The sequence below is a fragment of the Devosia sp. CN2-171 genome (genome assembly GCF_049354815.1).
Taxonomy (GTDB): Bacteria; Pseudomonadota; Alphaproteobacteria; order Rhizobiales; family Devosiaceae; genus Devosia_A.
In genome coordinates, this window is the sequence record NZ_CP186479.1 from 1015256 (window position 1) to 1038788 (window position 23533).

Consider the following 23533-nt stretch of genomic DNA (forward strand, 5'->3'; position numbering starts at 1 on the left):
TTAACGCTGGCGCCGACTCGTGATCACGAGTCGGCGACCACTTGTGGCGGAACCAAGGCGGGAAGCACTACGTTAGGGGGGCAGACGTTTTCCAAGGACGAGCGCCCGTGGGGCCACCAGACGCTCGGTTATGAAACGTATGTGCTGCAGGAGCGTTAGATGGCCCTTCCGGTTCGTTCACTTGCGATTTTCGCCGGCGTGGTAGTTGCGGCTGGGCTGTTCGCGGCATCGGGCCTCAGCCTGACCGCTGGGATGGTCACCGAAGTCGCCGCCAATGCCCCCATCGCCGCCGGTCCACTCAAGCCCAGCTATGTCGTCCGCCTGCCTACGGCAAAGGCGGAGACGCTGAACGTTGCCAAGTCGGTGCCGGTGAAGCCGATTATCGTGACGTCGGCTGCTGTTGCGCCAGTCACCCCGCCACCTGCGACAGCGGAACTGACTGTCACGGCTAAGCCGACCTTCTCGCACCAGGTGGTGGCGAGCGGCGCGAATGTGCGCAGCGGACCGAAAAAGAGTTTCCCGCAGGTCTTCACCCTGCGCCAGGGCACCTGGGTCAATGTCAGCGACAATGTGCGCGGCTGGGTGAAGGTGACGGACGAGACCGGCCGCGAGGGCTGGGTCTATGGCAGCCTGCTGCAGGCCGGCTCGCCGGCCAATTCCGGCGCCACCATCATCCAGTAGGCGTCAGGCCGCCTCGGAATCCTTGGCGGCGCTCGGCGCGAGCGTGACCCGCATCCCTTCGAGCTCGTCGGAGAGCAGAATCTGGCAGCTCAGCCGGCTGTTCGGCTTCTTGTCGAGCGTCGAGTAGAGCAGGTCTTCCTCGTCGTCGCTGGGCGGCGGCAGTTTATCGAACCAGCCATCCTCGACATAGACGTGGCAGGTGGCGCAGGAACAGGCGCCGCCGCACTCGGCCTTGATATTGAGGCCCCAGTCGCGGATCACTTCCATCGTGCGCCAGCCATCGAGCCCTTCGAGCTCGTGTTCGACGCCGGATTGATCGGTGACGAGTATTTTCATCGGGCTGACGTGGTTCCTAACGAGAGGCCGGTGTTTGGGGCAAGATGGGTCCCCGGGTCAAGCCCGGGGATGGCGGAGGCTTAATTGCCGATCCAGGTTGCAGGCCCTGCCTCGATCACACCACGCCGAGCTTTTTCTGCAGCTTCGTGCTCGACGTCGTGTACTGGAACACGACGCGCTCGCCGGGCGAGACGACGGCCTTGGCGGCCTGGGCCATCAGCGCGGCCTCGTGGAAGCCGGAGAGGATCAACTTGAGCTTGCCCGGGTAGTGATTGATGTCGCCGATGGCGAAGATGCCCGGGATCGAGCTCTGGAACTTCTCGGTGTCGACGGCGATCAGGTTGTCGTTGAGCTCGAGGCCCCAGTCGGCGACCGGACCGAGCTTCATCGTGAGCCCGAAGAACGGTAGCAGGCGGGTGGCCGGGAGCGGCGTGTCGCCCGAGTCCATGGTGATGTGGACGTGGTCGATCTGGCCGTCCTTGCCCTCGAGCTTGCCGATCTGGCCCATGAGGAAGTTGATCTTCCCCTCCATGACCAGCTCCTTCATCTTGTTCACCGAAGCCGGGGCGGCCTTGAAGGCGTCGCGGCGGTGGACGAGGGTCAGCGAGCGGACGATGGGCTGGAGGTTGAGGGTCCAGTCGAGCGCCGAGTCACCGCCGCCGACAATCACCACGTCCTGGTCGCGGAAATCATCCATCTTGCGAACGGCGTAGAACACCGACTTGTTCTCGAACGCCTCGATGTTCTCGACCGGCGGGCGCTTGGGCTGGAACGAGCCGCCGCCGGCCGCGATGACGACCACCTTGCAGAGGAAAGTCTCATCGGCATCCGTGGTCAGCCGGAAGGTGCCGTCCTCGAGCTTTTCGAGGGTGTTGACCATGCGGTTGTAGTGGAACTGCGGCCCGAACGGCGCGATCTGCTGCAGCAGGTTGTCGGTGAGCCCCTGCCCCGTGATCATGGGGAAGGCGGGAATGTCGTAGATGGGCTTTTCCGGATAGAGCTCGGCGCATTGGCCGCCCGGACGATCGAGAATGTCGATCAGGTGGCATTTGATATCGAGCAGCCCGAGCTCGAACACGGCGAACAGGCCAACGGGACCAGCGCCAATGATGACGACATCGGTGACAATTTCGTTCGACATTCAATTCTCGTTTGGCTGAGAACCGATCGTGGCTCTCTGTCTTGAGGTATGCGCCGCCTGTCACGCTAGGCGCGGCGAACGGACGCCTCCGCTGGGCGGACGCTTCCGGGTGTGTGGCGTAGTCAGGCGTTCTCCACCGCGCGGCGGAGGAAGGGGCGCGTGCCGAGGGGGACCTCGGTGAGGCCGACCGGCTGGTAGAAGATATCGACCGTCGCGAGCTTGCCCGCTTCGAGCGCCTTCTTCGTCGGTTCGTGCTTGACGACGAAAGCGGTGATGCCGCAGCGGCGCATATGCGAGATCTGGTCGTGCAGCACGTCGCCGACAGCCCGGACCTCGCCCTTGTAGCCGTAGCGCTCGACGATCAGGCGCGCCGAGGAATAGCCGCGACCATCGGTATAGGCCGGGAAGTTGATGGCGATCGACGGGAAGAGGTCGAGATCGTCCTTCACCAGGTCGACATTGTCGCCGGGGGACACGAGCAGGCCGACCGGATGGGGGTTAGCCAGCACGGCGTCGCGGTTCTCGAGGAACACCGCCAACGGGATGTGCTTGTAGCTCACCGAGCCGGCGTCGTCGCCCTCGGCCCACGGATGGAACGGATCGGCGATGAACTTGCCGTCCTTGAAAAGGTTCAGTTCCTGAGCGGCCATGGGCTTGGCGATGGCTCCGTTGAAATCGAAATGGATGCCGCACTCTTTCTTGTTGAGCCCGCGCCAGCGGCCGGCGCGCGCGTCCTCGCCCTCGGCCACGGCGCTCGTGCACGGCGCGCAACCAATGGACTTGTAGCCCTTAGAATAGAGCGGATGCTCGGGCAACCCGTACTTGAGCTTGTATGCCGTGATATCGGCATCCGAGAAATAGGCCAGCGGATTGACCTTGATGCGGTCGTCGCTGGTCAGCTCGAAATGCGGCAGCACGCCACGCTCGGTCGTCTGGTAGCGCTTGCGGCCCGTGACCCAGCCACCGAAACCGGAGACGACCGCGTCGAGCGGCTCGGTCTTCCGGATATGGCAGCACGAATCCGGATCGGTCTCCCACAGGTCCCCCTTGGGGTCGAAGCGCAGGACGTCCTTGCTGTCAGGGCGCAGCGCGATGACGTTGGTGAGGCCGAGGTGCTGCTTCAGCGTCTCGACATAGTCGAGCGTCTCGGGAAAGTGCTTGCCGGTCTCGAGAAAATAGACCGGCAGGTCCTTGTCGACCTCGGAGACCATGTGCAGCAGCACGGACGAGTCCGCGCCGAAGGACGAGACGATCGCGACGTCCTCGACCAGAAGCTCGGTGACGGCCTGGCGCAGGACGGCAACACCGTCCATCTCGTCGAACATGCCGTTGAGCGACATGATGCCGAGCTGGCGGAGCTTGTCCGGCTTGTGCTGACGCAGCGGTGTGGGCGCGAGATCAAGCATTGCCGTACAGGGCCTCCTTGAACGGCTCCTTGCCGAGCCGGCGGAAGGCCGCGATAAACGGCTCGTTCGGGCTCTCGCGCCGGGCGATATAGGTGTCGACCAGCCGCTCGATGGCGTCGGGCACCTCTTCGACGACGAAGCCGTGGCCGAGGATGTCACCGATCGCGGCGTTCTCGGTGGCGTCGCCGCCAACGGTGATCTGGTAGAGCTCGGTGCCCTTCTTCTCGACCCCCAGGATGCCGATGTGGCCGACATGGTGGTGGCCGCAGGCGTTGATGCAACCCGAGATCTTGATCTTGAGGTCGCCGATTTCGGCTTGGCGCTCGGGGCTCTGGAACTTGCGGGTCAGCTCCTGGGCCAGCGGGATCGAGCGGGCATTGGCCAGAGCGCAGAAGTCGAGGCCCGGGCAGCAGATGATATCGGTGATCTGGCCGGCATTGCCTTCGGCGAGGCCGTGCTCGACCAACGTGCCGTAGACGGCCGGCAGGTCGGTGATCTTCACGTGCGGAAGAACGATGTTCTGCTCGTGGCTGACGCGCAGCTCGTTGAACGAGTAGCGCTCGGCAAGGTCGGCGATCACGTCCATCTGTTTGTCGGTGGCATCACCAGGGGCGCCGCCAACAGGCTTCAGCGAAATGGTGACTGAGACATAGCCCGGCTGGCGATGACCGTTGAGGTTGCGCTCGAGCCAACGGGCATACGGCGGGTTGAGGATCTTCTCCTTCGGCACGTCGACGGTCGTCTCGTTGACGAGCTCGTAGTCGGGCTGGGCGAAGTACTTCGTGATCCGGTCGAGTTCTTCCTGCGGGAGCGTCAGGACGCCACCCTTCACATGGGCGAACTCTTCCTCGACCTGCTCGCGGATGGTGTCGATGCCGGTCTCGTGGACGAGGATCTTGATGCGCGCCTTGTACTTGTTGTCGCGCCGGCCGTAGCGATTGTAGACGCGCAGGATGCTCTCGAGATAGGCGAGCAGGTGTTCGTGCGGCACAAACGGGCTGATCTGCTTGCCGATCATGGGGGTACGGCCGAGGCCACCGCCGACCCAGACTTCCCAGCCGATCTCACCGAGAGCGTTGGTCGCGGCCTGGAGGCCGATATCGTGGAAGCGGATCGCGGCGCGGTCGTTGGTCGAGCCGGTCATGGCGATCTTGAACTTGCGCGGCAGGTAGCTGAACTCGGGATGGAGCGAGGACCACTGGCGCAGGATTTCGGCGACCGGACGCGGATCGATGATCTCGTCGGCGGTGGCGCCGGCGAACTGGTCGGTCGTGATGTTGCGGATGCAGTTGCCCGAGGTCTGGATGGCATGCATCTCGACCGAGGCGAGGTCCGCGAGGATCTTGGGGATATCGCGCAGCTTGGGCCAGTTGAACTGGATGTTCTGGCGCGTGGTGAAGTGGCCGTAGCCACGGTCATAGTCGCGCGCGATCTTGGCCAGCATGCGCATTTGCTTCGAATTCATCGTGCCGTAGGGCACGGCGATACGGAGCATGTAGGCGTGGAGCTGCAGGTAGAGCCCGTTCATCAGCCGCAGCGGCCGGAACTGGTCCTCGTTGAGCTCGCCGGTGAGACGGCGGGCCACCTGGTCGGAAAACTGCGCCGTACGTTCCTTTACGAACGCGGCGTCGAACTCGTCATATCGATACATGGCCGTCCTCGTCGAGATGCTGGCGGTCGAAGCGCGGAGCCGTCGGGCCCTCGGCGCGGATGAGCTCGCGGAGGCGCGTGGGCTGGATCACCCCACTGGCGAGCTTCACGATTTCGACCTCAAGAGAATTGATGCGTCCGGTCCTTTTGGTGGCGGCAATGGCCGCTTCCTTGGCCTCTAGCTCTTCTGCGAGGAAGACGCGCGCCTGCTGCAGCTCTTCGACCCAGTTGCCCTGGCGGTCGAGATAGACCGTCGCGCCGCTCATCAGCTCATTGCCGGTGAGGATTTCCATTCATGCCACCTTGAATTCGGTGCGTGCGAACTCGATCGCATCGCGCCAGTCGCCGTGCGCGATCGCTTCGCCCACGAAAATGATTGCCGGACCGTCCTCGAGCACGGCTTCGCCGGCGGCGAGTGCGCCGAGCGTGCCGCGATAGAGGACGCGATCCTTGTGGCCAGCCCGAACGACGACGCCGACCGGAATTGTCGGGCTCGCGCCCTCGGCGATGAGCCGCGCGGCCGTCTCGGCCGCGACGGACTTACCCATGTAGAGTGCGAGCGTGAGGCCCGAGCCTGCCAGCGCCGCCCAGTGATGCAGTTCCTCGGACTCGGCCCCGTGCGCCGTCGCGATGACGAAGCCGGTGGAAATCTTGCGCAGCGTCACCGGGGTTGCCGTGTCGGCCGCAGCCGCGAGCGCGGCGGTGACACCGGGCACGACATGATAGGCGATGCCGGCTTCGTTGAGGGCGTCGATTTCTTCGCCTGCACGACCGAAAATCATCGGGTCGCCCCCCTTCAAACGCGCAACGCGCTTGCCCTGCTTGGCAAGGCGCACGATCAGCGCATTGATCTCGGCCTGCGTGAAGGAGTGATGACCCTTCTGCTTGCCGACGAGGATGCGTTCGGCATCGCGACGCCCCATCTCGACGGCCGCGGCCGGCACGAGATGATCGTGGACGATGACGTCGGCTTCCTGCAGCAGGCGCTGGGCCCGCAGGGTCAACAGGTCTTCGGCGCCCGGGCCTGCGCCGATCAGCCAGACGACGCCGGGGCTTTCGCCGCGCTCGGCATGCTGGGCAAGCAGCGCATCGGCCTTGCTGGCGCCCTGCCCGCGCACCAGTTCGACTTCGACCTCAGGCGAGGTCACCAGTTCCTCATAGTAGCGGCGCGCACGGGTCCCGGGGAGCAGCGCGGCGACCTTTTCGCGCATCGAACCGGCCAGCTTGGCGAGAGCGCCAAGGTTCGGCGACAGCGCCGCCTCGATGCGGGCGCGGATCAGCCGGGCCAGCACCGGAGCATCGCCCTCGGACGACACCGCGATGGTGACGGGCGCACGGTCAATGATGGCCGGGGTGTAAAAATCGCACTCTTCGGGCACATCGACGACGTTCAGCGGGACCCTTGCGGCCCTTGCGGCACGCTTGGCGGCATCGCCGTCCGGACCGTGGTCCGCGACGAAAACCAGTGCCGCGCCAATAAGATCGCCGTCCTCGAACGGGCGCGCCAGCACCGTGACCGGCAGCTCGGAGAAGTCCGTCTCGATGTGGCGGGAGATAATGACGACCGAAGCGGTCGTCTTAATGGCCAACCGGGCTTTATTGAGGGCTTCTTCTCCACCGCCGACGATGACGATGCGCTGACCCTCGACCTTGTAGCTGACAGGAAATGTTGTCAGGTCACCCATTGGCCGCCTTTCGGAGACGGATACATACCCACATTGGAACATCCGTACAAGCTATTGAAATTCAATAGCTTTAATGTTCCTCATAGCAGGGACGGATTAGAATTGCGTTGAGGGGGATGGCCCCGCGTCGGCAAAAGAATCCATGTCTCGCACTTTATGTGGAAGAACTGCTCGGAAACGCGTGGCCGTTGCGGTTCACCCCTGCCGTTCCGGTACGTGCACCACGAGCCCGTCCAGCGCGTCCTTGACCTTGATCTGGCAGCTGAGGCGGCTGGTCGGCTTTACCGCGTAAGCGAAGTCGAGCATGTCCTCTTCCATCATGGAGGGGCCGCCGACGGTTTCGGTCCAGGCGTCATCGACGTAGACGTGGCAGGTGGCACAGGTACAGGCGCCGCCGCATTCGGCGACGATGCCTGGGACGCCGTTCATGATGGCGGTTTCCATCACGGTCGAGCCGACTTCGGCCTCGGTCTCGTGCCGCGTGCCGTCGGTTTCAACATAGGTGATGTGGGGCATTGGAAATCTTCAACGGAGGAGCTGTGCCGCATATACGGCGCGGCCCCCCGCCCCGCAAGCGCCACAAGGTCTCAGCCTGCGGCGCCGGGAGCCTCTACGAAGCTATGGATGAAGGCCCGGCAAGCGCCGACAGCCTCGGCAATGGCCTCTATATGCTCGGGATTGACCGGATGGCCCTCGCGCAGCGCGTCTTCGGCGTGCTTGGCGAGGTCGCGGACCTGCCAGGCGCCGATACCGGCGGCGGCGCTTTTCAGCGTGTGGAGGTGGCGAGCCAGTTCCTCGCTCGAGCTGCTCTCTTCGATGCGGGTGAGGTAGACGCCGCTCATCTGGGAATAGAGGCGCAGGACCTCCTCCTGCAGGCCGGGATCGCCGAGCGACTGCTGCTCGAGATGCACCATATCGATCGGCCCTGGCGACGATTTCCGGGCAGGACCGTGATGCCCTGCTCCGACCACATTGTTGCGTGCCATACCCGCCTGCCCTGTTCGTATGGCGCCCTATCGAGGACGCGTTGGAACAAGGCTAGCGAGGGGGGATGAAGGTAGCGCCAAGCGAATGTGGACAAGTTTATCCATGCCCTTAACCGGCCGCATTCCCACCGGAAATTAACCCTCCGTTAAGAACGCGCTCGGTTTGCCTCAAATTGTATGTATGTTTGTGGTCCACCTAGCGTGCGGCGGCGTGGGGCATCGGGTCGATTGCGGGGCTTTTGAATCGCTTTTTACCCAGTTTGGACGGCTTACCGGAACCCGGTAGGTGGTCCAATGCCTGCTCAAGACGTCCGCCGAGTGCCGATGCGAGAGTTGTAAGAGTATGGCTAAGAAGACCTCCGCCCCCCAGAACGACCCTGCAACTCTGGCATTCTCGGCCGTCGAGGACGCACTGAAGGACTCGGTGTTCGCCAATCTCGACAAGCCGGCCGAGGCTGAAGAGCCCCCGGTGGAGAAGGCGGCAGGGCCGAAACCGGTACCGCGCGATACATCGGCGCGATCGGAGCGCCAGCGCACGGCAGACAAGTTTGCGGCGCAGACGGGCTCGGTCGCCAATGACGACCGGTTCCCCTCTTCCAAGATCCTCTATGGCCTGCAATCGCGGCCGTCCGGCACCCCGACCATGGTGGCAGGGCTGATCGCAGTCGGCTGGGTGGTCGCGATCATTCTCGTCGCGCTGGTCCGCAACGGCTCGGATATGGGCACGCCGGGTTTCTGGGGCTCGAACGATTTCATCGGGCTGCTTGCCCTCGCCATCGTTCCCGTCATCGGCATCTTTGCCATCGCGACGCTGATCCGCCGGGCGCAGGACCTGCGCAACGCCGCGGCAGCCGTGACGCAGGCGGCGATCCGTCTTGCGGAGCCGGAGACGACGGCATCGGAGAAGGTTGCTTCGGTCGGCCAGGCCGTGCGCCGCGAGGTGAATGCGCTGGGCGATGGCCTCGAGCGTGCCCTGTCGCGTGCCGGCGAGCTGGAAGTGATGATCCACAACGAGGTCACCGCGCTCGAACGCACCTATTCCGACAATGAATCCCGCATGCGCGCGCTGATCCAGGAACTCGCCAGCCAGCGTGAAGCGGTGATCACCAATACCGAGCGCGTGCGCGAAGCCATCACCGAGAGCCATACCGGCCTCGTGTTCGACCTCGACATGATCAGCCAGCGCATCGCCGGCACGATCGTCGAAAGCGGCGGCAACCTGACCAAGGCGCTCGAAACCGCCGGCAACTCGCTGAACGGCGCGTTCGGCGAGCGTACCGAGAGCTTCGTCTCGCTGATCGACCAGCGCACCAGCCACCTGCTCGTCGCGCTCGATGACAGTGCTTCGCGCCTCAACATCACGCTCGAAGACCGCGCCGGTACCATCTCCGGCGCATTCGAGAACCGTACGCTCGAGCTGAGCTCGGTGATCGATGGCCGCATGCAGTCACTGACCGAGGCGCTGGATAGCCGTGCTGTCACCCTCTCGGACGCCATCGACAACCGCACGTCGTCGCTGGCCAAGCTCCTGAGCCAGGGCGGCATCACCCTGCTCGACCAGTTGCGCGACCGCGGCCATGAAGTGTCGAGCGCGCTCGACATGATCGGCACCCGCATCGCGTCGGACATCACCGGCCGTGCTCGCGAAGCCGAGCAGCTTCTTTCGGGCCTGTCGCATCAGCTCGACGAGCAGGTGCAGATCCAGGTCAACTCGATGGAGTCGCGTCTGCAGTCGGCGATGATCGAGCTGAGCGGCGCCCTCGACGATACGACCGAGCGGGCCCGCGTGACGCTGACCGGCGCCGGTTCGCAGAACCTGGCGCAGTTCGACTCCCGTCTCGACGAGATCGCCTCGGCCATCGATACGCGCCTTTCCTCCCTGGATGGCGTGATCGGCGACAAGGGCGAGCGGCTCATCTCCGCGCTCGACAAGAACAATGCGAGCTTCGCGGCTCGGGCCAACGTGCTCGAGATGGCGCTCGACGAGAAGGCCGAGCACTTCAACGACATCGTCACGCAGCGTACCCGCGAGATGACCGAGACGCTCGGTCAGCGCACCAAGCAGATCACCGAAACGATCGGCAACCGCAGCCAGGAGATTTCGGATGCGCTCGAGGGCCACACGCAGATCATCGCGGATGCTCTCGATACCCGCACTCAGCTGCTGAACGACACCCTCGCCGGCCGCCACGGCGAGCTGAGCGCGGCGCTCGACCAGCACGTCAAGGCGTTCGACACCACCATTTCCGGCCATGCCCGGCAGATGGACACCAACATCATCACCCATGCGCAGGCGATCGACCTGGCGCTCGGCAACCGCGTCGACCAGTTCGAGCAGGTCCTCACCGGCCGCGCCAAGGAACTGGAGGACGCCGTCGCCAGCCGGACGACCGCGCTCGATCAGTCGGTCGCGACCCGCACTGCCGCACTCGACCTAGCGCTGCAGCAGCATGCGCAGCAGATCGGCGACAGCCTCGACCAGCGGTCGCGGACGCTCGACGCCGCCCTGCAGCAGCACGCCCAGCAGATTGGGGACAGCCTCGATCAGCGCACCCAGGCGCTGGCGACCACGGTTTCGACCCGCTCGGCCGAGCTTGCCGATGCACTCAACACCCGCACGCAGCAGCTGGCCGATACGCTCGGCACGCACACCGTCGGCATCGCCGCCGCAATCGGCGAGCGTACGGCTGAACTCGCGCGGACGATCGAGGCCCAGGGCACGACCGCCAAGGACAAGATCGAAGGTACGCTGCGCAGTGTCACCGATGTGATGTCGGAACGCGCTGGCGCCGTCGCCACCGTGATCGAGACCAAGGTCTCCGAGATCGGCGAGTCGCTCGGTCGCGGCCTCGACGCCGCCATCCTCCGCATCGCCGATGCGGAGTCCGGCGTGACCGCCCGTATAGACGGCGCTGCCAACACCGTGGGCGACAGCGCCCGCAAGGCGGCGGATATCATCGAGACCGGCGTCAACTCGGCCCGCAAGGCGATCACCGACATGGTCGACCAGCGGCTGGGCACCCTGCCGGAGGCCATCACCGCCCGTGCCGACATCACGGCCGAGCGCCTCGCGTCGCTGAACACCGCCATCAACACTGCTCTCGTCCAGTCGATGACCGACCTCGAGGCCGGCGCCGACCGCATCGAAGAAACCATTTCGCGCCGTATCGTTTCCGCGACGCAGGGTATCGCCGAGGACGTGACGACTACTGCCGACCGCATGGACGTCGCGGTGCGCAACGCGCTCGAGCAGATCCAGCGCGCTTCGAGCAATGTCGACGAACTGATCTCGATCAAGGCCGTCGCCGCCGCCGATGCAATCGGCGCCAAGGTGGCCGAGATCAACCGCGTGGTCAGCGAACAGACCGACGCCTTCTCGTCGCTCGTGTCCGATCGCTCGGCACAGCTCGAAATGAGCCTCCAGAACCACGGCAACGTGCTGGCCCAGGCGCTCATCACCAATGCCTCGCACGCTGAGGATCTGATGAGCCAGTCGACCTCGCGCATCCTCACCGATGTGACGGCGGCGCTCGGCAAGCTCAACGACTCCAATATGCTGCTGCAGAAGGTGCTGGACGCCTCGACGGCGAACCTCGCCAACCTCGAGACGTCGGTCGCGCAGCAGACTTCGACCTACTCGACCACCGTGCGCGAAGCGATTGGTTCCACCGAAGAGGCCGGCCGTCTCGTCACCCAGCATGTGGGTGCGCTGCAGTCGTCGATTGCATCGATGGTCAGCGAATTCGGCTCGATGCTGGGCAACCTCGACAGCGAAGCCAAGAGCCTCGACGTCGCGGCGCAGAACCTCAGCGCCACCGGCACGCTGACGCTCGCCAACCTCGACGAGCGCCGCATGGCTATGGACGAGCTGGCGCAGGCCTTCACCGCCCGTGCCGACGAGATCGATGGCCGCATGCGCGGGTTCGCCCAATCCATCTCGGAGACCGTGGAAGAGACCGAGGTCCGCCTCGTCTCGGCCCGCGAGTCGATGGAGAGCCTCCTCGCCTCGACCACCACCAATGTGGCCGAGACCCTCGAAGCGACCTCCGGCACGATCAACGCGGCGCTTGCCGATACGACCGGCCAGTTGCAGGCGGTGCTCACCAACACTGCCGAGCAGGTGCAGGCTGCCCTTGGCGAGACCACCGGCCAGCTAGAGAGCGTGCTGACCGGCACGGCCGAACGCGTCCAGTCCTCGCTCTCGGAAACGACCAGCAAGCTCGAGACGGCACTGACCGGAACCACCGACAAGGTGCAGAGCGCCCTCGCCAACGCCACGTCCGAAATGCAGTCGGTGCTTGGCAAGAGCACCAACCTGCTCGAGGAAGCGCTGGAAGGCACCTCGCATCGCGTCGCGACGCAGCTCAGCTCGTTCACCGATACCGCGGCCAGCGAAAGTCAGCGTGCGGCCGATGCCGTGCGCCAGACGCAGGCGACGATGATCCTCGAGATGCAGTCTGCGCTCGAAGCCGCGACCCAGCGCTTCAACGAGACCGCATCGGCGATGCGCGCGACGGCCAAGGAAGTTGGCACCGAGCTCGAGAATACCCGTTCGGAACTCGCCCGCGGCGTGATCGAGCTGCCGGAAGAGACCAAGTCGAGCGCTGCAGCGATGCGTCGCGTAGTTGCCGAGCAGATCGAAGCGCTCGCCGAACTCAACGCCATCGTCCGGGCCCAGCCCGCTTCGCATGACGTCAACGATCGTCGCCCGCCGGCGCCGACCCGTGCCTCGTTCGTGCGCGATGAAGCGCCGAGCAAGCCCGAGCCGCGCCAGGAAGCGCCGCGTCCCGATCCCGTGCGTCAGCCGGAGCCGGCCCGCCCGACACCGCGCTACACGGCCATGCCCGACGTTCCGGCACCGACCGTCACCGCGCCGCGTCCGCAACCGGTGGCCGAGAAGCCGGCGGCAAAGACCGAGGAAGGCGGCGGTTGGCTGCGTGACGTTCTGCGCAACGCATCGGGCTCCACCACTGCGGCCGCAGCAGCGGCTACTGCTCCGGCTCCGACCCCTGCCCCCGTGGCAGCGCCGCAGCCGCAGAATCTCTCGACGCTGACCGAGGAAATCGCCAGGTCGATGGAGCCTTCGGCTCTCGCCGACGCATGGCAGCGCTACCAGGCCGGCGAGCAGAACGTGTTCTCGCGCCGCATCTACACGCTCAGCGGCCAGGCGACCTATGACGAAGTCCGCAAGCGTGTGCAGCGCGACCAGGATTTCGCAAAGACTGCAGCTACCTACATGACTGAGTTCGAGCAACTCCTGAAGCGCGCCGCCGGCGGTACCAACCCGGTCGCCGAGACCCGCGAGTACCTGCTCAGCGATCGCGGTCGCGTATACACGATGCTGGCGCATGCCAGCGGCCGGCTGGGGTAAGCCTCACCGGGCGGAATGAACAAGGGCCTCGCGGGTGACCGCGGGGCCCTTTGGTTTTGGGGGTGGGACGCGGAGCGTGCCACAAATTCGGTGTCATCCCTGCGCAGGCAGGGATCCATCTCTCAGCTGGCGCGGGCGGTTAGTTGGATCCCAGCTTTCGCTGGGATGACAGCCGGTGGGGCGTGAGTGATGGGCTCCCACCCTACCCCAGCGCCGGCTCACCCGGCTGCTTTGGCGATTGCATGGCCAGTGACACCCATATCAGCACGCCGCCGGCTCCAGCGAAGGCCGCGGCGACCAGATAGGCCTTGGCGCCCATGAGACCGGTGAGCCAACCGAAGGCGAGGAGCGCGATGACGCTCATGCCCTGCATCAGCATCTGGAAGAAGCCCTGGGTTTCGGCGGCGATGTCGTCGCTGGTCCAGTTGGCGATGAAATGCAGGCACCCCATGTAGCCGAGCGCAAAGGTGATGGCGTTGAGCGCCTGCAGCGGGATCAGCGGAATGATGCCGGGCTCGAAGGCCATGCAGGTCCAGCGGAATACCGCGACCACAGCCGATGCGAGGATCAGGCTGCGGGCCGGGAAGCGCTTGGCGAAGCGGGCGAAGGTGAACATCAGGCCGGCCTCCGAGAGGGCGGCGACCGCAAGGAGGGGGCCGATGATATCCTCGGAGAAGCCCTGCTCCTTCCACAGCAGGCCCTGGAAGGCGTTGAGCACGATGTGGGTGCTGTAGACCATCGAGAAGCCGACGAGCGGCAGGACGAAGAAGGGTTTTAGCACGTCGCGCAGGTGCTTTGCCCCCCTTGATGGCGGGGCGACCGAGACCTCGCCGTGTTCGCCACGGAACTTCGGCAGGCCGAAGGCGGCGACGGTACGGGCGAGCGAGAGGCCGACAAAGAGCGGCAGGAAGATACCGCCGCCGAGCGCTGCGATGATGAAGCCGGCGAGCACCAGCATGACCATGTAGCCGACCGTGCCCCAGGCGCGAATGGGCCCGAACTGGCTGCCGCGGCGATTGGTCATGCGCAGGGTGGCTGCATCCGCCACCGGCCCGACGAGGCCGGCCGGGAGCGACAGCAGCGTCCAGACGATCAGGATGCCCCAGAAACCATGGACGAAGAACAGGGCGACCGGGATGATGCCGGCGAGCACGCAGCCGATGACAATCACCTGCCGCCAGTCCGAGGCGCGATCGGCGATGCGGCCGACCAGCATGTTGAGGACGAGGATCACCAGCACCGGAAAGGCATTGAGGATGCCGATCTCTTCGGGCGTCAGGCCTTGGGCGGCGAACCAGATGCCGCCATAGACCGTAACCACGGCCCCCGACATGAACTGGACGAAATAGTAGATCGTCGCTCGCAACTCAGGCGAGAAACGGGGCTCCGACGAGGCGACGGCGGCGGACATCGAGAAAATACTCAGGGGGCGGGATCGGCCACGACAAGCTGATCGGTGGTGACGGGATGCGAGGATTTCGGCTGGAGACGCAGCGAAGCGAGGACGCAGAGCGCGCCGATGACGGCGAACCCGGCCACGAACAGCCAGGCCAGGGTGCCGTAGACGGCGACAAACCAGCCCATGCCGACGATGACGAGCACGCTCATCGCCTGCTGCAGCACGTAGGAAAAGCCCTGCGCTTCAGCCGCGATGTCTTCGCTGGTCCAATTGGCGAGGAAGTAGATGCCGCCCAGATAGCCCATGGCGAAGGTAACGGAGTGCAGCATCTGCAGCCCGAACAGCACCCATACCGGCGGCGAGAAGGCCATCGCGGTCCAGCGGAACGCGGCGACGATGCAGGCGAAGAGGATGATGTGCCGGGCCGAGACCTTTAGCTTCAGCCGGCCCCACACGAACATCATTGCCGCCTCGGCCGCTGCCATGGTGGCGACGAGCGGACCGATCAGGCCCTCGGCGATGCCCTGCTCGTGCCAGAGCAAGGCGCCGAAGGCGCCGAGCACGCCGTGGCTGGCGTAGAGCGTCGCAACGCCCAGCAAGGTCAGCAGGAACCAGGGTTTCAGCACCTCGCGCAGGCGACGGGCGCCGCGCGCCACAGGCTTCCGATCCGCTTCGCCGGCGCGAAACTGCGGCAACTGAAACGAGAGCAGCGCCCGCAACAGGGCGAAGGCGACGAAGATCGGCACGAAGGCCGCATCGCCCAGCCAGGCGATCAGCGGGCCGGAGGCGCCGGTGGTGACCATGAAACCGACGGTGCCCCAAGCGCGCACGGCACTGAAATCCGTGCCCCGCCGCTGGGTCATGCGCAGCGTTGCCGCGTCGACGACCGGCACCAGCGCGAAGGCGGGCATGACGGACAGCGTCCAGACCAGCAGCACGCCCCAGAAACCGGAGACGAAGAACAGGGCGATCGGCACGGCGCCGGCGACGAGGGACAGTACGATGATCACTCCGCGCCAATCCGGCATGCGGTCAGCGATGCGGCCGACCAGCTGGTTTACCAGCAGCATGAGCAGGAGCGGCGCGGCATTGATGATGCCGATCTCGTCCGGGCTGATGCCGCGGTTGGTCAGCCAGATGCCGAAATAAACCGAGGCAACACCGGTCGAGCCGAACACGGCGAAATGGTAGATCGCCGCGCGCAACTCGGGCGAAACCCGGAGCGCGGCCGAAGGCGGGGACGACATGAAAGTGCTCCGGAGCGGGAGAATCCGCTGCACGTTCCGGACAGTGCCCATGAGACGGGCAAAGAATCAACGGGCCCCATGCGCCCGCGCGTTATGCCGCAATGGCAATGTTGCGCGATGGCACGAGAGTATCGAGGAAGATGTCGGCGCAGCGCGACCAGGTGAAGGTCAGGGCGTGCCGGCGCGCGGCATCACGGCTTAGCTTCAGGGCGCGTTCGGTCGCCTTGGCGAGATCATGGTCGAGCGCGCCGCAGGCGGGATCAGTGAGGATGTCGGCTGGTCCGGTGACCGGATAGGCCGCGACCGGCAGTCCTGACGCCAGCGCCTCGATGATCACGTTGCCGAAGGTGTCGGTACGGCTGGGAAAGACGAAGACATCGGCCGAGCGATAGATGGTCGACAATTCGTCGCCTGTCCTGAGCCCGAGGAAGTGCACACCTGGATATTTTGCCACAAGCTCCGTTCGCGCCGGACCCTCGCCGACCACGATCTTCGTGCCCGGCACATCCATACGCAGGAAGGCCTCGACGTTCTTTTCGACCGAGACGCGTCCGACATAGAGCAGGTGCGGACCGGGAAGATCGAGGAACTGCGTCTTCTCGCCGGGCGAGAAGCGCGCGTGGTCTACGCCGCGGGTCCACAGGCGGGTGTGGTTGAAGCTGCGGGCGGCGAGTTCGGCCTGCATCGAAGCGGTGGGCACGAGCGTCGCGGCAGCCGGCTCATGGAACCAGCGGAGGAACCCATAGGTCCACTCGGCCGGGATCGGCATGCGGGCCGCGACATACTCGGGAAAGCGCGTGTGGTAGCTGGTGGTAAAGCGCAGGCCCTGCTCGACGCAGATGTAGCGGGCGAGGAGGCCGAGTGGTCCCTCGGTGGCGATATGGATGCAATCGGGCGCCTCGCGGGCGATGACCTCCGCGATGGTCATCGGCGTCACTAGCGACAGCCGGATTTCCGGGTAAGTCGGCATCGGGAAGGTCCAGAAGCCTTCGGGCGTCAGGTAGCTGACGTTGTGGCCTCGGCCCCGCAACTCGGTGCCAACGGCATCGAGGCAACGCACTACGCCATTGGTCTGCGGCCGCCAGGCATCGGTGACAATCAGCACCTTGAGCATCGGACCCACCCTGAAGGGGAAGCGATGCGGGGCTTGTACGGGAGTCGGGTGTCGGGGCCGTGAAGGGGGTGTGACGGGTGGATGACGGTGTGCGAGGCGGTGTCACACAGGAAGATGCCGGTGCGCGACTGAGGCAGACGGCCCCCTGCCCGCCTCCCCCATAAAGGGGAGGTGAAGAGTCGAGGCTGTGGCTCGATGGTGCCAAACGCGCCGGCAGAGCACCTCCCCCTTATATGGGGGAGGATGGGAGGGGGGCGTCTCTATTGGTAAGGTAAGCCCTACTGCCCCGGCACCGCCGGAGCGCGCCGCAGCCTCAGCCGGCGGGGCTTGCGCGGCAGTGGGGTTTCGGTCCAGTGCACCAGCTCCAGCACGCCCTCCTGCGTCTCGGCGACCGCGGTGCAGCTTTCCACCCAGTCGCCGGTGTTGACGTAGTGGATGCCGAGGCGCTCGTGCATGTCGGCATAGTGGATGTGGCCGCAGATGACGCCATCGACGCCGGCGTCGCGGGCTTCGAGGGTCAGGGCTTCCTCGAAGCGACCGATGACCGAGACGGCGTTCTTGACCTTGTGCTTGGCCCAGGCCGAGAGCGACCAGTAGGTCAGGCCCATGCGCCGGCGCACCCAGTTGACGGCGATGTTGATGCGGAGCGCGGCGCGATAGGCCCAGTCGCCCACATGCGCTAGCCACTTCGCGTGTGCGACCACCACGTCGAACTGGTCGCCATGCATCACGACATAGGTCTTGCCCTGTGCCGTGGTGTGGATGGTGCGATCGACGAACTCGACCTCGCCGAAATAGGTGCCGAGATACTCGCGGAGGAACTCGTCGTGGTTACCGGGCAGCACGACGATGCGGGTGCCGGCCAGCGCCTTGTCGAGGAAAAGCTCAACCAGTTGATGGTACTCGGGCGGCCAGTACCAGGCCTTGGCCAGCCGCCAGCCATCGACGATGTCGCCGACGAGGTAGATGACGTCCGCCTCGTGCCAGCGCAGGAAATCAATGAGCTGATGGACGCGCGTGGGGCGCATGCCGAGATGCACATCGGAGATGAACAGCGCGCGAACCCGCCGCACCTCCCTGCTCTCTTCGCTCATGCTCAATACCTTCGCCGTATCCGGGACGCGGAGTTTAGCCCAATTGATCCATGCGACGGGAGCGCTTTCAGCGCAACCCCTGCCTCAGGTGGGGAAAACCCGGCCGCTGTGGGCGGTCCCAATAGCATCGGAGCGCCCGCATGGCCAGCAGACGGTCAGGGTGCGGGCGTCAGCCGGGTGATGACTTCGGCATGCTTCGGGAAGCGCTCGAGCAACTCGGCGCGCGTGACGAGGATCATGTCCTCCATCTCCCAGCCCGGCGCGACGACCTCGCTGACCAGGCCGTACTCGCCCGCTCGAAGTTCGGCCGCTTTCCACACTCCGCCGGCGACAGCGAGGCTCGGAACCTGCCCGGCGGCGAGGTCAGGGCCGAGAACCACGGCCTCGTAGCGCCCATCAGGATGGATGAGGTGATAGGTCAGCGGCGCACCGAAGTGATGATACTGAATGCCGTCCGAGTGCTTGGTGTGGAAGTGATCCACCGGCGAGTCGTCGGTCAGCATGTAGTAGATGCTGGTCATGGTGCCGCGCAGGCCACGCGGCGTCTCGAGCTTTTCGCGATGGGTGGGCCGGAAGGTCTCGCGGAAGTAGCCGCCCTCGAAATGGCCACCGAGGCCGAGATGTTGGATCACTTCGGCTTTGGTGAGTTTGGTCACGGCTGCTCTGCTCCGATGCGCGCCTTCAAGGCAACGATGCGCTTGTAGCTCGCTTCGATTTTCGCCTTGAAGTCCGGATCGGCCTCGGCTTCGGCAACCAGGATGGCGCGGACTTCCTCCCCCAGCGAGGCCCGCGGCTTGGCGGTGTTGGAGAACAGCAGCACGTCGACGCCGGCGCGCACGGCTCGCGTCACCGTCTCCTTGAGGTCGAAGTGGTCGCGGATGGCGCCCATCTCGAGGTCGTCGGTGATGACGACGCCGGTGAAGCCGAGCTGGCCGCGGAGGACCCCGGTGATCCACGGTTCGGACAGGCTCGACGGCAGGCCTGACGGATCGATCTCGGTGTCGATCAGGTGGCCGATCATGACGAAATCCTCGTAGCCGTTGGCGATCAGCGCGCGATACGGGTCGAGCTCGGCGGGCTTCCAGGTCTTGGTGATGTCGACGAAGCCCTCGTGGCTGTCGGCGGTCGAGGAGCCGTGACCGGGGAAGTGCTTCAGTGAGGTCAGGAGCCCGGCGTCGTGGTGGGCAGCGATAACCTCGCCGGCATAGGCGGCGACCATGTCGGCGGTCTTGCCGTAAGCGCGACCGTATTTGGCGATGACCTGGTTGTCCGGGTTCACCGCGAGGTCGACCACGGGCGCGAAATTGACGTTGAAGCCCCAGGCGCGCACGCCCTCGGCGAGTCTCTCGTACACGGCGCGCGACTGCTCCGGCGTGTACTCGGCGGCGATCGTCTCGGCGTTCGGGATTTCCTTGAAACCGGCGGAACTGTCCAGCCGCTCGACGAGCCCGCCCTCCTGATCGAGAGTGATGAACGGGGGCAGGCCCTGCGGCGCAGCCTTGCGGAAGGCATCGTTCATCGCGGTCACGGCGCTTTGGCTCGCGACATTGGTCTTGAGGAACATCACACCGCCGATGGTGCCGTCGGCGATCTGCTGCCGGGCCGCGGCAACGCCCTTGCTGTCGACGGAGTCGCCGGCAAAGCCGACGACGATCATCTGGCCAGCCATCTCAGCGATCGACTGGGCCGAGACCGGAGCGGCGGACAGGGCGAGGATCGTCGCGAGGAGGGTCGTGGCGAGGCGCATCGATGTCGGTCTCGGAGGAATCGGGTGCGGGCTTGTGAGCGGAAAGTACGGCGAAAGCGGGGTTGCCACATAACGGGCGCATGGCCGAGAGAGACGGCCCCCTCCCGGCCTCCCCATAAAGGGGGAGGTGAAGAGTCGAGCTGGTGTCTTCGATCGTGCCAAGTGAACCGGCAGGGGGCCGTCTGCCCCAGTCGCTTTACCGGTTCTGCCGGTTCTCGATCAAATCCGTGACCACGGTCGGGTCGGCCAGCGTGGTCGTGTCGCCCAGTGCGCCGTAGTCGTTCTCGGCGATCTTGCGGAGGATGCGGCGCATGATCTTGCCGGAGCGGGTCTTGGGCAGGCCGGGGGCGAACTGCATCAGGTCGGGCGAGGCGATGGCGCCGATTTCCTTGCGGACCCAGTTGCGCAGCTCGGTCTTGAGCCCGTCGTCACCCTTCTCGCCGGCCATCAGGGTGATGTAGCAGTAGATGCCCTGCCCCTTGATGTCGTGCGGATAGCCAACGACAGCGGCCTCGGCGACCTTGGGGTGGGAGACCAGCGCGCTCTCGACTTCGGCGGTGCCGATGCGGTGGCCCGAGACGTTCAGCACATCGTCGACGCGGCCGGTGATCCAGTAGTAGCCGTCCTCGTCACGACGGCAGCCGTCGCCGGTGAAGTAGTAGCCCTTGTAAGTCTCGAAATAGGTGGACACGAAGCGGGCGTGGTCGCCGTAGACGGTCCGCATCTGGCCCGGCCAGCTGTCCTTGATGCAGAGCACGCCTTCGGCCTTGGTTTGCTCCTGGATGCGTCCCTCGGGCGAGAGAACGACGGGCTGCACGCCGAAGAAGGGCTTGGTCGCCGAGCCGGGCTTGGCAGGGATGGCGCCGGGGAGCGGGGTGATCATGAAGCCGCCGGTCTCGGTCTGCCACCAGGTGTCGATGACCTCGCAGCGCTCCTTGCCGACATGCTTGTGGTACCAGAGCCAGGCCTCGGGATTGATCGGCTCGCCGACCGAACCCAGCAGCCGCAGCGACGGCATCTCGTACTTGTCGGCGAATTCTGAGCCGGCGCCCATCAGGGCGCGGATGGCGGTCGGGGCGGTGTAGAAGATGTTGACCTTGTGCTTTTCGACCACCTGCCAGAAGCGGGAGGCGTCGGGATAGCTCGGCACGCCTTCGAACATCAGCGTGGTCGCGCCATTCGCGAGCGGCCCATAGACGATGTAGCTGTGGCCGGTCACCCAGCCGACGTCGGCGGTGCACCAGTAGATGTCACCGTCGCGATAGTCGAAGGCGCGCTCGTGGGTCAGCGAGGTCCAGACGATGTAGCCGCCGGTGGTGTGCAGCACGCCCTTCGGCTTACCGGTCGAACCCGAGGTGTAGAGGATGAACAGCGGATCCTCGGCGTTCATCGGCTCGGGCGGGCAATCGGCCGACACGGCTTTTGCCGCCTCTTCGTACCAGATGTCGCGGCCGGGCTTCATATCGACCGGATTGCCGGTGACCTTGACCACGATCACCTTCTCGACGCCCGGCGTCTTGAGCAGGGCCTCGTCGACGTTCTTCTTCAGCGGAATGGTCTTGCCGCCGCGACGGCCCTCGTCTGTCGTCAAGACGATGCGGCTCTCGCAATCGTTGACGCGGCCGGCGATCGAATCCGGCGAGAAGCCGCCGAAAATCACCGAATGCACGGCGCCGATGCGGGCGCAGGCGAGCATGGCGATCGCGGTGTCGATCACCATCGGCATATAGATGGTGACGCGGTCACCCTTCTTGACGCCATTGGCTTTCAGCACGTTGGCGAAGCGGCAGAGGCGCTCGTGCAGTTGGCGATAGGTGATCTTGTCCTGGGTGCCCGGGGTATCGCCTTCCCAGATGATAGCGGTCTGGTCGCCGCGGGTGGCGAGGTGCCGATCGACACAGTTGTAGGAGATGTTGAGGATGCCGTCCTCGAACCACTTGATCGAGACGTTGGGGTGCTCGAACGTGGTGTTCTTGATCTTCGTGGGAGCCTTGATCCAGTCGATGCGCTGGCTCATCTCCTTCCAGAAGCCGTCGGGGTCGTTGACCGAGCGGGCGTAGAGCTCTTCATACTGCGCCGCCGTGGTTCGCGTGCGGGCAATGGCGGCCGCGCTGGGCTCGAACACCAGATTGTCGGTCATTGATTTCCTCCTCGTTGTGAGCCGTTTTAACCAAGCCGACTAATCGCAGCAAGAATACCACTCCCCCCTCTTTGGGCTGATGTCGCCGGAGGGTAAGGTGCTCGTTGAGAAGTTTGCGGCACAGTCTCGATCCACCTAGCGGGGAAACCTATGCCCGAACTCGGCTATCACGCAGCGCGTACCCATCAGGAACTCGAACTCGTCCATCAGGAACTGATGGCCGTCATCGATGAATCCCCACATTACAACGACGAGTTCAAGGCGCACGAGAAGCGCCGGATGACAATGGGTTTCCTGCGCTCGCTGCAGCGCATCGACCCCTACCACGTCATCGTCCTGACTTCGGACGGCGTCCCCGGCGGTGCGCTGATCTCAGGCCCGGACCTGGGCTCGATCTTCCGCTACTGGAGCTGGATATTCCCCTCGCACCGGCAGAGCCGGCTCGGGCTCCACGGCATGCGCATCTTCGATGAGCACTGGGACCATGGCAAGTTCCACAAGGCCTATACCTGGGTACGGCCGGAGAACGAGGTGGCCCTCGCCCTGCTCCGCCGCTACGGCTACGAGCAGACCGCGCTGCTGCGCAAGCAGGTGTTCGGGCAGGACTACGTGGTGATGGAGAAGTTCTACACCAAGGTCACCGACAACTATGACAGCGCCATGGTCATGGGCCGCATCGCCCAGTTCAAGGCGCGCATGGACCTTCTGATCGGGCGCTGAGCGCCGATCAGTGTGGGACGGGTGGCGCGCCCTTGATCAGCGGGATCATCGGCAGGGTGTGACCCACGAGCTGGTCGACGCCTTCGTAGAGCATCCTGACCGCGACATAGAGAATGATCACGAGGCCGACCCAGGCGATCCAGCGGTAGCGGTGCAGCAGTTCGGCCACGAAGCTCGCGGCGACGCCCATCAACAACACCGACAGGCCAAGGCCGAAGATCAGCGCAACCTCATGGTGCTGGGCTGCGCCGGCGACCGCCAGCACGTTGTCGAGCGACATCGAAACGTCGGCGATGATGATCTGCAGGACGGCCTGCCGCAGCGTCTTGCGCTTGGCGCCGCCGGCGACGGATCCGTCACTGTTGAGGTCGGCATCAGCCAGCGCTTCGGTCGCCGCGTGCTCTTCTGCGTGGGAGACCGACAGCTCGCGGTACATCTTCCAGCACACCCACAGCAGCAGCAACGCACCGGCAATCAGCAGGCCGCCGCCGAGCGAGAGCAGCTGCGTGGTGATCAGGGCAAAGCAGATACGGAGGACGGTGGCGGCGAGGATGCCGATGAGAATGGCCTTGCGCCGCAGGTCGGCCGGCAGGCCGGCAGCGGCGAGACCGATCACGACGGCATTGTCGCCGGCGAGGACGAGGTCGATTACGATGACGTTGGCGAAGGCCCAGAGTGCCGAAGGGTCAAGGCCAAAAGGCATGTCATCGTCCTATCCGTTGCGGGTGAGGGGCTATGTAGTGGTCCATTGCAGGCTTGTGAAGCTGGAAGTTCGGGTTAGTCCCTTGTCAAGCCGATATCCGATGGGGTCCGCAG

19 protein-coding genes are annotated in these 23533 nt (G+C 65.1%); 3 read left to right on the plus strand and 16 right to left on the minus strand.

The features are described 5' to 3' along the window. Nucleotides 1-159 precede the first annotated feature (159 nt). Nucleotides 160-681 (plus strand): SH3 domain-containing protein, encoded by a 522-nt coding sequence (locus ACOYW5_RS05210; RefSeq protein ID WP_423068194.1) that lies wholly within the window; start codon nt 160-162, stop codon nt 679-681. A gap of 3 nt (nt 682-684) precedes the next feature. Here ACOYW5_RS05210 and ACOYW5_RS05215 read toward each other — a convergent pair whose 3' ends face one another. The 8 genes from ACOYW5_RS05215 to ACOYW5_RS05250 all read right to left on the minus strand — a co-directional run bounded on the left by ACOYW5_RS05215 (nt 685) and on the right by ACOYW5_RS05250 (nt 7885). Further along, complete coding sequence (locus tag ACOYW5_RS05215; RefSeq protein ID WP_423068195.1) at nt 685-1017, minus strand: 2Fe-2S iron-sulfur cluster-binding protein; 333 nt, start codon at nt 1015-1017, stop codon at nt 685-687. 115 nt (nt 1018-1132) lie between these two features. Beyond that, a complete protein-coding gene (locus ACOYW5_RS05220) occupies nt 1133-2158 on the minus strand; it encodes an NAD(P)/FAD-dependent oxidoreductase (RefSeq protein WP_423068196.1) in 1026 nt (341 codons plus the stop codon). A gap of 122 nt (nt 2159-2280) precedes the next feature. Continuing rightward, nucleotides 2281-3564 carry a phosphoadenylyl-sulfate reductase gene (locus tag ACOYW5_RS05225; RefSeq protein ID WP_423068197.1) on the minus strand — a complete coding sequence of 428 codons (1284 nt, stop codon included), beginning with the start codon at nt 3562-3564 and terminating at the stop codon, nt 2281-2283. Beyond that, nucleotides 3557-5215, minus strand: a complete 1659-nt coding sequence (locus tag ACOYW5_RS05230; RefSeq protein ID WP_423068198.1) for a nitrite/sulfite reductase — start codon at nt 5213-5215, stop codon at nt 3557-3559. Before ACOYW5_RS05230 ends, ACOYW5_RS05225 begins: the two co-directional genes overlap by 8 nt. After that, entirely contained in the window at nt 5202-5507 is a 306-nt protein-coding gene (locus tag ACOYW5_RS05235; protein ID WP_423068199.1) for a DUF2849 domain-containing protein, read from the minus strand. Before ACOYW5_RS05235 ends, ACOYW5_RS05230 begins: the two co-directional genes overlap by 14 nt. After that, entirely contained in the window at nt 5508-6899 is a 1392-nt protein-coding gene (gene cysG, locus ACOYW5_RS05240) for a siroheme synthase CysG (protein WP_423068200.1), read from the minus strand. It lies immediately after the preceding gene. Nucleotides 6900-7094: 195 nt separating this feature from the next. After that, nucleotides 7095-7415, minus strand: a complete 321-nt coding sequence (locus ACOYW5_RS05245) for a 2Fe-2S iron-sulfur cluster-binding protein (protein WP_423068201.1) — start codon at nt 7413-7415, stop codon at nt 7095-7097. A 71-nt stretch (nt 7416-7486) separates the two neighbouring features. Next, the gene (locus tag ACOYW5_RS05250) at nt 7487-7885 is read right to left on the minus strand and encodes an Hpt domain-containing protein (protein WP_423068202.1); all 399 of its coding nucleotides are present in this window, start codon (nt 7883-7885) and stop codon (nt 7487-7489) included. A gap of 343 nt (nt 7886-8228) precedes the next feature. On the opposite strand from ACOYW5_RS05250, the gene ACOYW5_RS05255 reads away from it, so the two are divergent. Further along, nucleotides 8229-13256: a hypothetical protein gene (locus ACOYW5_RS05255; RefSeq protein WP_423068203.1), complete on the plus strand. Its 5028-nt coding sequence runs from the start codon at nt 8229-8231 to the stop codon at nt 13254-13256. Nucleotides 13257-13458: 202 nt separating this feature from the next. On the opposite strand, the gene ACOYW5_RS05260 is transcribed toward ACOYW5_RS05255, so the two are convergent. The 7 genes from ACOYW5_RS05260 to acs all read right to left on the minus strand — a co-directional run bounded on the left by ACOYW5_RS05260 (nt 13459) and on the right by acs (nt 21997). Beyond that, entirely contained in the window at nt 13459-14667 is a 1209-nt protein-coding gene (locus tag ACOYW5_RS05260; protein ID WP_423068204.1) for an MFS transporter, read from the minus strand. A gap of 11 nt (nt 14668-14678) precedes the next feature. After that, on the minus strand, nt 14679-15902 hold the full coding sequence (locus ACOYW5_RS05265; protein WP_423068205.1) for an MFS transporter: 1224 nt from the start codon (nt 15900-15902) through the stop codon (nt 14679-14681). Nucleotides 15903-15993: 91 nt separating this feature from the next. After that, nucleotides 15994-17016: a glycosyltransferase family 4 protein gene (locus ACOYW5_RS05270; protein WP_423068206.1), complete on the minus strand. Its 1023-nt coding sequence runs from the start codon at nt 17014-17016 to the stop codon at nt 15994-15996. Between the two features lie 278 nt (nt 17017-17294). Continuing rightward, entirely contained in the window at nt 17295-18110 is an 816-nt protein-coding gene (locus tag ACOYW5_RS05275; protein ID WP_423068207.1) for a UDP-2,3-diacylglucosamine diphosphatase, read from the minus strand. Between the two features lie 155 nt (nt 18111-18265). Next, the gene (locus tag ACOYW5_RS05280) at nt 18266-18766 is read right to left on the minus strand and encodes a cupin domain-containing protein (RefSeq protein ID WP_423068208.1); all 501 of its coding nucleotides are present in this window, start codon (nt 18764-18766) and stop codon (nt 18266-18268) included. Next, on the minus strand, nt 18763-19857 hold the full coding sequence (locus ACOYW5_RS05285; RefSeq protein ID WP_423068209.1) for a glycoside hydrolase family 3 N-terminal domain-containing protein: 1095 nt from the start codon (nt 19855-19857) through the stop codon (nt 18763-18765). The genes ACOYW5_RS05280 and ACOYW5_RS05285 overlap by 4 nt, the downstream gene beginning before the upstream one ends. Nucleotides 19858-20053: 196 nt before the next feature. Next, the gene (gene acs / locus ACOYW5_RS05290) at nt 20054-21997 is read right to left on the minus strand and encodes an acetate--CoA ligase (protein ID WP_423068210.1); all 1944 of its coding nucleotides are present in this window, start codon (nt 21995-21997) and stop codon (nt 20054-20056) included. Nucleotides 21998-22147: 150 nt separating this feature from the next. On the opposite strand from acs, the gene ACOYW5_RS05295 reads away from it, so the two are divergent. Next, entirely contained in the window at nt 22148-22717 is a 570-nt protein-coding gene (locus ACOYW5_RS05295; protein WP_423068211.1) for a hypothetical protein, read from the plus strand. A gap of 7 nt (nt 22718-22724) precedes the next feature. Here ACOYW5_RS05295 and ACOYW5_RS05300 read toward each other — a convergent pair whose 3' ends face one another. Continuing rightward, nucleotides 22725-23420 carry a YjbE family putative metal transport protein gene (locus ACOYW5_RS05300; protein WP_423068212.1) on the minus strand — a complete coding sequence of 232 codons (696 nt, stop codon included), beginning with the start codon at nt 23418-23420 and terminating at the stop codon, nt 22725-22727. Between the last annotated feature and the right edge of the window lie 113 nt (nt 23421-23533).